Source organism: Streptomyces sp. NPDC006140 (assembly GCF_040628815.1).
Lineage (GTDB): Bacteria > Actinomycetota > Actinomycetes > Streptomycetales > Streptomycetaceae > Streptomyces.
Map to the genome: position 1 here is coordinate 224293 of NZ_JBEXTS010000008.1, position 12924 is coordinate 237216.

At 72.4% G+C, this 12924-nt stretch carries 12 protein-coding genes; 11 read left to right on the plus strand and 1 reads right to left on the minus strand.

Going from position 1 to position 12924, the window contains the following annotated elements:
• Positions 1 to 8 precede the first annotated feature (8 nt).
• Both mycP and ABZ386_RS22115 read left to right on the plus strand, forming a co-directional pair.
• Positions 9 to 1187, plus strand: a complete 1179-nt coding sequence (gene mycP, locus ABZ386_RS22110; protein ID WP_358965681.1) for a type VII secretion-associated serine protease mycosin — start codon at positions 9 to 11, stop codon at positions 1185 to 1187.
• A gap of 44 nt (positions 1188 to 1231) precedes the next feature.
• Complete coding sequence (locus ABZ386_RS22115; RefSeq protein ID WP_351342662.1) at positions 1232 to 1963, plus strand: SseB family protein; 732 nt, start codon at positions 1232 to 1234, stop codon at positions 1961 to 1963.
• A gap of 1 nt (position 1964) precedes the next feature.
• Here ABZ386_RS22115 and ABZ386_RS22120 read toward each other — a convergent pair whose 3' ends face one another.
• Positions 1965 to 2321, minus strand: a complete 357-nt coding sequence (locus tag ABZ386_RS22120) for a DUF1844 domain-containing protein (protein WP_031114676.1) — start codon at positions 2319 to 2321, stop codon at positions 1965 to 1967.
• 397 nt (positions 2322 to 2718) lie between these two features.
• Between ABZ386_RS22120 and infC the strand changes: the two genes are divergently transcribed.
• The 9 genes from infC (at position 2719) to ABZ386_RS22165 (ending at position 12890) form a co-directional block, all read left to right on the plus strand.
• Positions 2719 to 3357, plus strand: coding sequence for a translation initiation factor IF-3 (gene infC, locus ABZ386_RS22125; RefSeq protein WP_232840736.1), 639 nt, complete (start codon positions 2719 to 2721; stop codon positions 3355 to 3357).
• A 109-nt stretch (positions 3358 to 3466) separates the two neighbouring features.
• Positions 3467 to 3661 carry a 50S ribosomal protein L35 gene (rpmI, locus tag ABZ386_RS22130; protein WP_057614273.1) on the plus strand — a complete coding sequence of 65 codons (195 nt, stop codon included), beginning with the start codon at positions 3467 to 3469 and terminating at the stop codon, positions 3659 to 3661.
• 95 nt (positions 3662 to 3756) lie between these two features.
• Positions 3757 to 4140, plus strand: a complete 384-nt coding sequence (rplT, locus tag ABZ386_RS22135; protein WP_010045263.1) for a 50S ribosomal protein L20 — start codon at positions 3757 to 3759, stop codon at positions 4138 to 4140.
• Positions 4141 to 4228: 88 nt separating this feature from the next.
• Positions 4229 to 5089 (plus strand): RNA methyltransferase, encoded by an 861-nt coding sequence (locus tag ABZ386_RS22140; protein ID WP_114251027.1) that lies wholly within the window; start codon positions 4229 to 4231, stop codon positions 5087 to 5089.
• A 54-nt stretch (positions 5090 to 5143) separates the two neighbouring features.
• The gene (locus tag ABZ386_RS22145) at positions 5144 to 6286 is read left to right on the plus strand and encodes an ATP-binding protein (RefSeq protein WP_358965615.1); all 1143 of its coding nucleotides are present in this window, start codon (positions 5144 to 5146) and stop codon (positions 6284 to 6286) included.
• 129 nt (positions 6287 to 6415) lie between these two features.
• Positions 6416 to 7543 (plus strand): phenylalanine--tRNA ligase subunit alpha, encoded by a 1128-nt coding sequence (gene pheS / locus ABZ386_RS22150; RefSeq protein WP_114251025.1) that lies wholly within the window; start codon positions 6416 to 6418, stop codon positions 7541 to 7543.
• A complete protein-coding gene (pheT, locus tag ABZ386_RS22155; protein WP_358965617.1) occupies positions 7543 to 10056 on the plus strand; it encodes a phenylalanine--tRNA ligase subunit beta in 2514 nt (837 codons plus the stop codon). The genes pheS and pheT overlap by 1 nt, the downstream gene beginning before the upstream one ends.
• A 211-nt stretch (positions 10057 to 10267) precedes the next feature.
• Entirely contained in the window at positions 10268 to 11299 is a 1032-nt protein-coding gene (locus tag ABZ386_RS22160; protein WP_358965619.1) for a PP2C family protein-serine/threonine phosphatase, read from the plus strand.
• Between the two features lie 250 nt (positions 11300 to 11549).
• Positions 11550 to 12890, plus strand: a complete 1341-nt coding sequence (locus tag ABZ386_RS22165; protein ID WP_351342653.1) for a transcriptional regulator — start codon at positions 11550 to 11552, stop codon at positions 12888 to 12890.
• Positions 12891 to 12924 lie beyond the last annotated feature (34 nt).

Genomic DNA, 12924 nt, shown 5'->3' on the forward strand with positions numbered 1-12924 from the left:
CAGCCGTCGTGAAAGCCGTCGCGTCCCGTGCGGGCGGGTTCCTGAGCGTCCTCCTCGCCGCCGGCCTCGTCCTGGTCCCCTCCGCCACCGCCCACGCGGACGGCATCCGCGCCCAGCAGTGGGCCCTGGACGCCATGCACACGCAGGAGGCCTGGCAGACCACGAAGGGCGCGGGCGTCACCGTCGCGGTCCTGGACACCGGCGTCGAGGCGGACCACCCCGACCTGGTCGGCAACGTCCTGCCCGGCAAGGACCTGGTCCGCTTCGGCGCCGAACCCGGCGACCGCGCCTGGGCCCGCCACGGCACCGCCATGGCCGGCATCATCGCCGGCCACGGACACGGCCCGGGCAACGCCGACGGCGTCATGGGCATCGCCCCCGAGGCGAAGATCCTCCCCGTGCGCGTGATCCTGGAGGACGGCGACCCCTCCCGCGCCAAGGCCCGCAGCACCCGCGGCAACGCCCTCGCCGAGGGCATCCGCTGGGCCGCCGACCACGGCGCCGACGTCATCAACCTCTCCCTCGGCGACGACTCCGCCTCCGCCCACCCCGAACCCAGCGAGGACCAGGCGATCCAGTACGCCCTGAAGAAGGGCGTGGTCGTCGTCGCCTCCGCCGGGAACGGCGGCGAGAAGGGCGACCGCATCTCCTACCCGGCCGCCTACCCGGGCGTCATCGCCGCCACCGCCGTCGACCGCGCCGGAACCCGCGCCTCCTTCTCCACCCGCCGCTGGTACGCCACCGTCAGCGCCCCCGGCGTCGACGTCGTCATCGCCGACCCGGACCACAAGTACTACGAGGGCTGGGGCACCAGCGCCGCCGCCGCCTTCGTCTCCGGCGCCGCCGCCCTGGTCAAGGCCGCCCACCCCGGCCTGACCCCGGCCCAGATCAAGAAACTCCTGGAGGACACCGCCCGCGACGCCCCCGTCGACGGCCGCGACGACTCCCGCGGCTTCGGCTTCGTCGACCCGGCCGCCGCCATCAAGGCCGCCGCCCGACTGAAGCCCGAGGGCCTCCAGTCGGCGTCCTACGGCCAGAAGTACTTCGGCAGCGGCCCGGACGCCGCCTCCTCCGGCGACGGCACCGCCGACTGGGCCGCCCCCCTCGCGGGCGGCGCCGGCGGCGTGCTGCTGGTCGCGGCGGTCGTCCTGTGGTGCGGCCGGCGCACGAGCGACCAGGACTTCTGAGCCGCCGCCCGGGGCGCGCCACCCGGCCGATAGGGTCGATGACCGTGGCGAACAAGAACATCCCCGACCCCGGCTTCTCCGACGACGACGGCTCCGCCGACCCCCGGCTGAGCGCGGCCCTCGCCGCCTGGTCCGAGGACCGCACCGCCGTCGGACCCGTGCTGGAGGCGCTCAAGGGCGCCCGGCTGCTCGTCCCCGTCGTCGCCGTGCTCGGCGAGGTCGAGGAGGACGAGCGGGGACTGCGCCGCGAGAAGACCAGCGACATGGCCGTACCGACCCTGAAGGCCGGGAACCGCACCGCCCTGCCCGCCTTCACCTCCACGGACTCCCTCGCCCGCTGGGACCCGGCCGCCCGCCCCGTCGCCGTACCCCTGCACCAGGCCCTCCAGGCCGCCGCGCACGAGAAGGCGGACACGGTCGTGCTGGACCTGGCCGGACCGGTGCCGTTCGAGCTGACCGGCCCCGCCCTGCTCGCCCTCGCCGAGGGCCGCGCCAGCGCCGACCCGCTCGCCGACCCGGCCGTCGTCGACGCCGTGCGCGAGGCCGTGGCCGCCGAGCCCGCCGTCCTGCGCGCCCACCTCGGCCCCGGCCAGGCCGACGGCACCCTGGCCCTGGTCCTGGACCCGTCCGCGGCCCCCGCCGAAGCCGCCCGGGCCGTCGCCGAGCGCCTGGCCGCCGACGAAACACTGAGGGCCCGCCTGGTGCGCGGCCTCGACCTGGCACTGCTGCCGGCCGGGGCGACGCCCCCGGGCGAGCCCTTGTACGTACGCGGATGAACTAGCCGTAGACCGGGCCCGTGTACTTCTCACCCGGGCCCTGACCGGGCTCGTCCGGGACCAGGGAGGCCTCGCGGAACGCCAGCTGCAGCGACTTCAGGCCGTCGCGCAGGGGCGCCGCGTGGAACGAGCTGATCTCGGTCGCGGACGCGTCCAGCAGACCGGCCAGCGCGTGCACCAGCTTGCGGGCCTCGTCCAGGTCCTTGTGCTTCTCGCCCTCCTCGGTCAGACCGAGCTTCACGGCGGCCGCGCTCATCAGGTTGACGGCGACCGTCACGATCACCTCGACCGCCGGGACCTCGGCGATGTCGCGGGCCATGGCGTCGAAGTCGGGGGACTCAGGAGGGGTCTCACTCATGCCCCACACGATAGGCGCAGGACGGAGCCGCGCCGCACCAGGCCCCGACGCGCCCCAATTAGCCCTTCCTGGCCATTGCTGGTAACCTCGTGTAACGACCGGTCGGACCCGTATGCCTCACAGCCCGCGAGCCCGACCCACAAGTGGAGGCTTTCGAACTCCCACCTGACCGCCCTCAGGGCGTCGGGTCACCGGTCAGACGGTCCCGTCCCAGCGGCGGCGATCCGTCCGAAAGCGCGCCCCGCGGCTTCCCCGCGACGGTGCTCCGGTAGTTCGAGGAGCCCCGCCTGGGAATCGTCCGGGGCATTTTTTGTGCTTCGGCGCGGTTAGGTCTATCGAAAAGAGACGTTACGCGGCCGTCCGCCAGACCGTCGCGTGGTGCTACCGAGGAGGATCCATCAGCGCCGAGCCCCGCATCAACGACCGGATTCGCGTTCCCGAGGTGCGACTTGTCGGTCCCAGTGGCGAGCAGGTGGGCATCGTCCCCCTGGCCAAGGCACTGGAGCTTGCGCAGGAGTACGACCTGGACCTGGTCGAGGTCGCGGCGAACGCCCGTCCGCCCGTGTGCAAGCTCATGGACTACGGGAAGTTCAAGTACGAGTCGGCCATGAAGGCCCGTGAGGCGCGCAAGAACCAGGCGCACACGGTCATCAAGGAGATGAAGCTCCGGCCGAAGATCGACCCGCACGACTATGACACCAAGAAGGGTCACGTCGTCCGGTTCCTCAAGCAGGGCGACAAGGTCAAGATCACGATCATGTTCCGTGGTCGCGAGCAGTCCCGGCCCGAGCTGGGCTACCGACTGCTGCAGCGTCTCGCGGAGGACGTCCAGGACCTCGGTTTCGTCGAGTCGAACCCGAAGCAGGACGGCCGGAACATGATCATGGTCCTCGGTCCGCACAAGAAGAAGACCGAGGCGATGGCCGAGGCTCGCCAGGCGCAGGAAGCCCGCAAGGCGGAAGCGAAGGCCAACCCCGGCAAGTCGCAGAACGCCGCGGACGCCGAGGCGCCGGCTGAGGAGCCCGCCGAGGCGTGACCCCCCGGGACGCCAGTCCCAGGAAGCAACCGAAACAAGACGACGCTCCACCGTGCCCGGTTCTCGCAACCGGGCACCGGAGCGCCACCGACGAGGAGAGAACGGCGCTATGCCGAAGAACAAGACGCACAGCGGTTCCAGCAAGCGCTTCAAGATCACCGGCTCCGGCAAGGTGCTTCGTGAGCGCGCCGGCAAGCGCCACTACCTCGAGCACAAGACGTCGCGCCTGACGCGCCGCCTCACCGGCAACGCCGAGATGGCCCCGGGCGACGCCAAGAAGATCAAGAAGCTTCTCGGCAAGTGACGCCCCGGCGCGAGAGCGCCGCACGTCAGGACCGGGACCCAATCGATTTCGGGCCGTGTGAGGACCCCCACGGCCCCGCTACAAGGAGTTAAGAAGTGGCACGCGTCAAGCGGGCAGTGAACGCCCACAAGAAGCGCCGGGCGATCCTCGAGCAGGCCTCCGGCTACCGCGGTCAGCGTTCGCGCCTGTACCGCAAGGCCAAGGAGCAGGTCACCCACTCGCTGGTCTACAACTACAACGACCGCAAGAAGCGCAAGGGCGACTTCCGTCAGCTGTGGATCCAGCGCATCAACGCCGCTGCCCGCGCCAACGGCATGACCTACAACCGCTTCATCCAGGGTCTGAAGGCCGCGAACATCGAGGTCGACCGCAAGATCCTGGCCGAGCTGGCCGTCAACGACGCCGGTGCGTTCGCCGCGCTCGTCGAGGTCGCCCAGAAGGCGCTGCCGAGCGACGTCAACGCCCCCAAGGCGGCCTGACGCCGGCTCCGAGCCGATGTGACTGACAGGACCCGCAGGCCGGATGGCCTGCGGGTCCTGCTGTGCAGCTACTGAGAAAGCGAACAGGATGTCCCCTGCCACCCCCGAGCTCATCTCCCCCCGCTCCGCCCGCGTCCTCGCCGCACGCCGGCTGGCCAAGCGGAACTTCCGGGGGAAGGAGCGGCTGTTCCTCGCGGAGGGACCGCAGGCCGTGCGGGAGGCGGCCGGGCACCGCGCCGGGGGCTCGGCCACGCTCGTGGAACTGTTCGCCACGCTGGAGGCCGCCGAGCGGTACGCCGACATCGTGGGGGCGGCCCGCGACGCCGGAGCCCGGGTCCACCTCGCCTCCGAGCAGGTCATCGCCGACATCTCCACCACCGTCACCCCGCAGGGCCTCGTCGGCGTCTGCCGCTTCCTGGACACGCCCTTCGAGGACGTCCTGAAGGCCCGGCCCAGGCTGGTCGCCCTGCTCGCGAACGTGCGGGACCCCGGAAACGCCGGCACCGTGCTGCGCTGCGCCGACGCCGCCGGCGCCGAGGCCGTCGTGCTGACCGACGCCTCCGTCGACGTGTACAACCCCAAGGCCGTCCGCGCCTCCGTCGGCTCCCTGTTCCACCTGCCCGTCGCCGTCGGCGTCCCCGTCGAGCACGCGGTCGAAGCGCTGCGGGCCGCCGGTGTCCGCGTCCTCGCCGCCGACGGGGCCGGCGACCGCGACCTCGACGACGAGCTCGACAAGGGCACCATGGGCGGCCCGACCGCCTGGGTCTTCGGCAACGAGGCCTGGGGCCTCCCGGAGGAGACCCGCGCCCTCACCGACGCCGTCGTGCGCGTCCCGATCCACGGGAAGGCCGAGAGCCTGAACCTCGCCACCGCCGCCGCCGTATGTCTCTATGCGTCGGCGCGTGCACAGCGCGCCTCCGGAGGGTGCCGCTCCGTCACCGGGAACTAGTAGGGTGACCAGCTCAGGGACCCCTCTGCGGAGCCTTGGAGGTGGGGTACGGCGATGAGCGTCGGCACGAGCAGCGCCGCGGGAGCCCAGGACGCCGGGAGCCCGCCTGCCGCGGCCCGGCCGCCCGGTGATCCCGCCTGCCTCGGCATCGACCCCGACCAGCTGCCCGACGGGCTCGTCGTCGCCGACGAGCAGGGCCGCGTCATCTGTTTCAACGCCGCGGCCGAGCGCATCACCGCCGTCCGCGCCCGCGACGCCCTCGGGCAGCGGCTGGAGAAGGCCCTGCCATTAGAGGACCTCGAAGGGCGCCGCTGGTGGCAGCTGACCGACCCGTACGGCGGTCTCGCCATCCGCGTCGGACAGCCGGAGCGCAACCTGCTGCTGCCCGGCGGGCGCGAGGTGCTGGTCTCCGCGCGCTACGTCCGCACCCGGCCCACCGGACCCGTCCGCCGCCTGGTCGTCACCCTGCGCGACACCGAGGCCCGCCGCCGCACCGAGCGCAGCCACGCCGAGCTGATCGCCACCGTCGCCCACGAGCTGCGCTCCCCGCTCACCTCCGTCAAGGGCTTCACCGCCACGCTGCTCGCCAAGTGGGAACGGTTCACCGACGACCAGAAGCGGCTGATGCTGGAGACCGTCGACGCCGACGCCGACCGCGTCACCCGGCTCATCGCCGAGCTGCTCGACATCTCACGGATCGACTCCGGCCGCCTGGAGGTGCGCCGCCAGCCCGTCGACATCGGCGCCGCCGTCGGCCGGCACATCCAGGCCTACGTCGCCGCCGGACAGCCCGCCGACCGGTTCCTGCTGCGCGTCCAGCAGCCGCTGCCCGACCTGTGGGCCGACCCCGACAAGATCGACCAGGTGCTCAGCAACCTCCTGGAAAACGCCGTGCGGCACGGTGAGGGAACTGTCACGATCGACGTCACGGCCACGGCGTCCCCCCGCGAGGGCGAGGACACCGGCACGTCGGTCACGGTGAGCGACGAGGGGCCCGGCATCCCGGAGGAGTCCATGAACCGCGTCTTCACCCGCTTCTGGCGGGGCAGCAAGCGCGGCGGCACGGGCCTCGGGCTCTACATCGTCAAGGGCATCGTCGAGGCCCACGGCGGCACCATCACGGTCGGCCGCGCCCCCGGCGCCGGCGCCGAGTTCCGATTTACGTTGCCCGTGAGCGCTCCGGCCTATCTCGCCTGAGCAGCCCGCGGGCGCATTCGTACACCTCCACCCCGTTAGACTCGGCCATTGGCACCTTTGTGTCCCGCAGACGGCCGTCGGAGTCGGTGACGGGGACCTTCAGCCAGCCAATCGGAAGCACGGGAAGAGATGTCGGCACCGAATAAGTCGTACGACCCTGTAGAGGTCGAGACGTTGAAACCGGAAGAGATCGAGCGCATGCGGGACGAGGCGCTCGCCGCCTTCGCCGCCGCGGATTCCCTCGACGCGCTCCACGAGGCCAAGGTCGCCCACACCGGCCCCGCCTCCCCGCTGGCCCTCGCCAACCGCGAGATCGGCGCCCTGCCCCCGCACGCCAAGGCCGAGGCCGGCAAGCGCGTCGGCCAGGCCCGAGGTGCCGTGAACAAGGGCCTCGCCGCCCGGCAGGCCGAGCTGGAGGCCGAGCGGGACGCGCGGGTGCTGGTCGAGGAGGCGGTGGACGTCACGCTGCCGTACGACCGCGTCCCGTCCGGCGCCCGGCACCCGCTCACCACGATGATGGAGCGGGTCGCGGACGTCTTCGTGGCCATGGGCTACGAGGTCGCCGAGGGCCCCGAGGCCGAGGCGGAGTGGTTCAACTTCGACGCCCTGAACTTCCTGCCCGACCACCCGGCCCGGCAGATGCAGGACACCTTCTTCGTGCAGGGTCCCAAGGGCACCGAGGAGTCCGGCTCCGGCGTCGTCCTGCGCACCCACACCTCCCCGGTGCAGGCGCGCGCCCTGCTCGACCGTGAGCTGCCGGTCTACATCGTCTGCCCCGGCCGGGTGTTCCGCACCGACGAGCTGGACGCCACGCACACGCCCGTCTTCCACCAGATCGAGCTGCTCGCGGTGGACGAGGGCCTGACGATGGCCGATCTCAAGGGCACCCTCGACCACATGGTCCAGGCCCTGTTCGGCGAGGACATGAAGACCCGGCTGCGGCCGAACTACTTCCCCTTCACCGAGCCGAGCGCCGAGATGGACATGCTCTGCTACGTCTGCAAGGGCGAGTCCGTCGGCAACCCCGACCGCCCCTGCCGCACCTGCTCCTCCGAGGGCTGGATCGAGCTCGGCGGCTGCGGCATGGTCAACCCGCGGGTCCTCACGGCCTGCGGCGTCGACCCCGAGAAGTACAGCGGCTTCGCCTTCGGGTTCGGCATCGAGCGGATGCTGATGTTCCGCCACAACGTCGAGGACATGCGAGACATGGTCGAGGGTGACGTCCGGTTCACCCGGCCGTTCGGGATGGAGATCTGATGCGGGTCCCGCTTTCTTGGCTGCGGGAGTACGTCGACCTGCCGGCGACGGAATCCGGCCGCGACGTCCAGGAGAAGCTCGTCTCGGCCGGGCTCGAGGTCGAGACCGTCGAGCAGCTCGGCGCCGACCTCAAGGGCCCGCTGGTCGTGGGCCAGGTGGCCACCATCGAGGAGCTGACGGAGTTCAAGAAGCCGATCCGCTTCTGCACCGTCGACGTCGGCCAGGCCAACGGCACCGGTGAGCCCCAGGAGATCATCTGCGGCGCCCGCAACTTCGCCGTCGGCGACAAGGTCGTCGTCGCCCTGCCCGGCGCCGTCCTGCCCGGTGACTTCCAGATCGCCGAGCGCAAGACCTACGGCCGGATCTCCCGCGGCATGATCTGCTCCAGCGACGAGCTGAACATGGGCGACGACGGCACCAAGGGCATCATCGTGCTGCCCCCGGAGACCGAGGTCGGCAAGGACGCCGTCGAGCTGCTGGAGCTGGTCGACGAGGTCCTCGACATCGCCGTCACGCCCGACCGCGGCTACTGCCTGTCCATCCGCGGCGTCGCCCGCGAGACCGCCATCGCCTACGGTCTGCCGCTGCGCGACCCGGCGCTGATCGACGTGCCCGGCCCGAACGCCTACGGCCACCCGGTGCGGATCTCCGACCCCACCGGCTGCGACCGCTTCACGGCCCGCACGGTCACCGGCCTGAGCGCCGAGGCCCGCTCGCCGATCTGGCTCCAGCGCCGACTGCAGAAGGTCGGCATGCGCCCGATCTCCCTCGCCGTCGACGTCACCAACTACGTGATGATGGAGCTCGGCCAGCCGCTGCACGCCTACGACCGCTCCCTGGTCCAGGGCACCATCGGCGTGCGCCGGGCCGAGCCGGGCGAGAAGCTCACCACCCTCGACGGCGTCGAGCGCACGCTGGACGCCGAGGACCTGGTGATCACCGACGACCGCGGCCCCATCGGGCTCGCCGGTGTCATGGGCGGCGCCGACACGGAGATCGCCGACCACGACGACGCGGAGAACGCCACGGCCGACGTCGTCATCGAGGCGGCGCACTTCGACGCGGTGTCGATCGCGCGCACGGCCCGCCGGCACAAGCTGTCCTCCGAGGCGTCCCGCCGCTTCGAGCGCGGCGTCGACCCGCAGGCCGCCGCCGCTGCCGCGCAGCGCACGGTCGACCTGCTGGTCCTCCTCGCGGGCGGTACCGCCGAAGCCGGCGTCACCGAGGTCATCGCGCCTAGCGCGCCGCGCACCATCACCATCCCGGCCGACCACCCGGACAAGGTCGCGGGCGTCGCCTACGGCCGCGAGACCGTCGTCCGGCGGCTGCAGGAGATCGGCTGCGACGTGTACGGGCAGGACGAGCTGATCGTCACCGTGCCGTCCTGGCGGCCCGACCTCACCGACCCGAACGACCTGGCCGAAGAGGTCATCCGCCTGGAGGGCTACGAGAACCTGCCCTCCACGCTGCCCAAGCCGCCGGCCGGTCTCGGCCTGACCGACCGGCAGCGGCTGCACCGCCGCGTCGGCCGCGCCCTGGTCGGCGCCGGGTACGTCGAGGCGCTGAACTACCCCTTCATCGGCGAGCAGGTCTTCGACCAGCTCGGCCTGGAGAAGGACGACCCGGCCCGCCGCGTCGTGAAGCTCAGCAACCCGCTGAGCGACGAGGAGCCCGCGCTGCGCACGACGCTGCTGCCGGGCCTGCTCGCCGCGCTGCGCCGCAACGACGGCCGGGGCTCGCACGACCTCGCGCTGTTCGAGACCGGCCTGGTCTTCCGGCCGCGCGAGGAGCAGCGCGTCGCCGCCGTGCTCCCCGTCGACCGCCGCCCCACCGACGAGGAACTCGCCGAGCTGAACGCGGCCCTGCCCGAGCAGCCGCGGCACGTCGCCGTCGTCCTCGCCGGTGCGCGCGAGCAGGCCGGCTGGTGGGGCAAGGGCCGTCCGGCGGACTGGGCCGACGCGGTCGAGGCGGCGCGGTCCGTCGCCCGTGAGGCCGGTGCCGAGCTGGTGATCCGCAAGGGGCAGTACGGGCCGTGGCACCCGGGGCGGTGCGCCGAACTGGTCGTCGCCGTCGACGGTGCCGAGCGGGTCGTGGGCCACGCCGGTGAGCTGCATCCCCGTGTCGTGAAGGCGCTGGGGCTGCCCGCGCGGACCTGCGCGATGGAGCTCGACCTGGACGCGGTGGAGACCGCCGGGGACGCCACGGTGGCGGCGCCGCGGATCTCCACGTTCCCCGTGGCCACGCAGGATGTCGCCCTGGTCGTCGACGCCGTTGTTCCGGCGGCGGAGGTCGAGGAGGCCCTGCGCGAGGGGGCCGGTGAGCTGCTGGAGTCCATTCGGCTGTTCGACGTGTACGAGAACGCCGAGCAGTTGGGCGAGGGACGGAAGTCGCTCGCGTACGCGTTGCGGTTCCGGGCGGCCGATCGGACGCTGACCGTGGACGAGGCGTCGGCAGCTCGCGACGCGGCCGTCGCTCTCGCCGGTGAGCGGGTGGGGGCCGAGTTGCGGAGTTAGCGCCGTGGGGGCTGTGCGGTGACTTCGGCTGCGGGTTCGTCGTGGCTGGTCGCGCAGTTCCGCGCGCCCCTTGCGGAGCGGGTCACCTCACTCGTTCGAGTGGTAATGGTGGGTGATCCTGCCTTTTCGGGTGAACTGTCCAACAGAATCGGACCGGCCTTTCTGGGCCGGTCCGATTCTGTGTGTCAGGGCCTATTGGGGGGCCATCGGCATGATCCGCATCAAGGGCCGGGTGCGCAGCCTCGGACTGCCGACGGTGTGGGGCGCGGCGGCCGTCACGTACAAGCTCGCCTGTCCGCTCGCCCAGGAGACCCACCTGGAGGCGCGGCTCGTCACCAGCGCCGTGTTCTTCGCGGTCGGGACCGGGCTCGTCCTCCATGTGCGGCAGACGCTGCTGCGGGAGCTGCGTCAGCTGCGCCGGGTCGCGGGGGCCGCGCAGGACGCGCTGCTGCGGCCGCTGCCCGCGCGGGTCGACGGACTGGACGTGGCCGCCGCCCAGGTGACGGCGGAGCGCGGGGCCGCGGTCGGCGGCGACCTGTACGAGGTCGTCGCCACCGAGTACGGCGTGCGGTCCGTGATGGGTGACGTACGCGGGCACGGCATCGGTGCCTTCGGGACCGTCGCCGCCGTGCTCGGCTGCTTCCGCGAGGCCGCGCACGACGAGCAGGACCTCGGCGCGGTGCTGCGCCGGCTGGAACGCGCCCTGGACCGGCATCTGCGCCAGGAGCATCCGGCCGGCGACACCGAGGAGTTCGTGACCCTGCTGCTCGTGGAAATCCGGCCCGACGGCGAGCTGCTCGCGCTGAACTGCGGGCACCCGTGGCCGTACCGGCTGAGCGGCACGGGCGCCGACCAGCTCGCCCCGGCCGATCCGTACCCGCCACTGGGCCTGTTCCCGCTGCCGACCGAGCTGTCCGCCGTGAGCCTGGGGTACCTGAAGCACGGCGACGCGCTGTTCCTCTACACGGACGGTGCCCAGGACGCGAGGGACGCCCGTGGCCGGTTCTTTCCCCTGCCGGACGTCCTGACGCGTGCGGTACGGGACCAGCCGTTCTCCTCGCAGACGGTTCTGAACTGTGTGTGCGCTGCCCTCCGGCACCACACGCGGGGCGCACCTGCGGACGACATCGCCCTGATGGTCTTCACGAACAGCCGCTGTACGTGCCTCAGGGGCGCGGGGAACTGCGCGACCAGCCACGACGCACCCGCAGGCGACGACGTACACCTGACCCACCGGCGATGACGCGCCCGGCCGAGCCGTCCGCCCCGCCACGGAGTGTCGGGCAGGCGGCCGGGCGGACGGCGGGAACGGGCCGCCGCACTGTACGAGGGGGAGCCGGCGGCCCGGCCGGCCTCTTGCGAGGCATTTCAGTCAACCGGTCGGCGACACAGAGCGACAGTGCGCACACAGTGCGGATTCGGGCACTCCGTTCACACCCCGTGTGAACCCGGAACCACTAACCTGGCCGCACCGAGCCACCCGGGGGGCCCACATGCAGCCCAACACTCTGCTCGACGCGATCCTGGACGAGGCGGGGATCTCGCACGCGGGGCTGGCCGCACACGTCAATCAGGCGGGACGGGCGCGAGGCCTGTCCCTGCGGTACGAACACACCGCCGTAGCCCGGTGGTTGAAAGGGCAGCGTCCCCGGGGCCAAGTGCCCGACCTGATCTGCGAGGTGCTCGCGGCCCGGCTGCAACGGCACGTCACCCTCGACGACATCGGCCTCGGCGTGCCCGGCGAGCCGGCCGCACCGCACACCGGCTCGCTCTCCGGGTTCGTCGAACGGGCCACCGCCCTGTGGCGCTCCGACCAGCAGCAGCGCCCGCACATCCTGGGCGCCCCCGCGCTCACCGGCACGCCCGCCGTGATGCCGGTGTGGGAGTGGGAGAACCCGCCCGAGGACGTCGACGTCTCCCGCGGCGGCAGACACCGGGTCACCCCGGGCGACCTGGAGATGCTGCGGGCCGCCCGCACCCACTACGAGCAGATGTACCGCAAGGCCGGGGGCATCGCGACGCGCTCCCGGATCGTCGGCTTCCTCAACGCCGAGGCCGCCCCGCTGCTGCGCGGCAGCTACACCGACGAGACCGGCCGCCAACTGCACCGGGCCACCGGCGGGCTGGTGGCGGTCGCCGGCATCTGCGCCTACGACTCCGACGCGCACGGGCTCGCCCAGCGCTACTTCCACCAGGCGCTGCGCCTCGCCAAGGCCAGCGGCGACCGGGGGCTCGGGGCGTACGTCATCGCCCTGCTGGTCAACCAGTCGCTGTTCATGCGGGAGTACCGGCAGGCCGTGGCCTTCGCGGAGGCCGCGCTGCGGGCCGCCGGCAAGCACATCACCCCGGCGCTCGCCTCCGACCTCTACGCGATGCAGGCCAAGGCGTACGCGCATCTCGGCGACGGCAGCAGCGCCCTGTCCTGCATCCGCCGGGCCGAGCAGGCCGCCGAGCGCATCCGGCGCGGCTACGAACCCGACGAGACCGGCTATGTCCAGCCGGGCCTGGTCAACGTCCAGGTGGCCGAGGCGCTGCTCAGCCTCGGGGAGATCGCGGCCGCCGGCGAGCATGCCGCGGCCGCCGTCGACAACCCGGCGCACGACCGGGGGCGTGTGCACCGGCTCGCGATGCTCAGCACCATCGAGCTGCGGCAGGGCAACGCCGACAAGGCGGTCGCCATCGCCGTGCAGATGGCCGAGCAGGCCCGTGGCATGGAGTCCCAGCGGTTGCGCGACCGCCTGCGCGCGGTGCGCGAGCACCTCGTGCGCAGCGGGTGCGCGGGTACGGCCGAGGCCGCCGAACTCATCGACGGAGCACTGCGCGTACCGTTGTAGACGGGAACGGCGGCGTCCGCCTGATCCCGAGCCG

Excerpts from the sequence above, each read along its gene's own strand:
- ABZ386_RS22160 (WP_358965619.1), top strand. The coding sequence starts at position 10,268 with ATGATCCGCATCAAGGGCCGGGTGCGCAGCCTCGGACTGCCGACGGTG.
- rpmI (WP_057614273.1), top strand. The coding sequence starts at position 3,467 with ATGCCGAAGAACAAGACGCACAGCGGTTCCAGCAAGCGCTTCAAGATC.
- ABZ386_RS22165 (WP_351342653.1), top strand. The coding sequence starts at position 11,550 with ATGCAGCCCAACACTCTGCTCGACGCGATCCTGGACGAGGCGGGGATC.
- pheT (WP_358965617.1), top strand. The coding sequence starts at position 7,543 with ATGCGGGTCCCGCTTTCTTGGCTGCGGGAGTACGTCGACCTGCCGGCG.
- ABZ386_RS22120 (WP_031114676.1), bottom strand. The coding sequence starts at position 2,321 with ATGAGTGAGACCCCTCCTGAGTCCCCCGACTTCGACGCCATGGCCCGC.
- ABZ386_RS22140 (WP_114251027.1), top strand. The coding sequence starts at position 4,229 with ATGTCCCCTGCCACCCCCGAGCTCATCTCCCCCCGCTCCGCCCGCGTC.
- pheS (WP_114251025.1), top strand. The coding sequence starts at position 6,416 with ATGTCGGCACCGAATAAGTCGTACGACCCTGTAGAGGTCGAGACGTTG.
- ABZ386_RS22145 (WP_358965615.1), top strand. The coding sequence starts at position 5,144 with ATGAGCGTCGGCACGAGCAGCGCCGCGGGAGCCCAGGACGCCGGGAGC.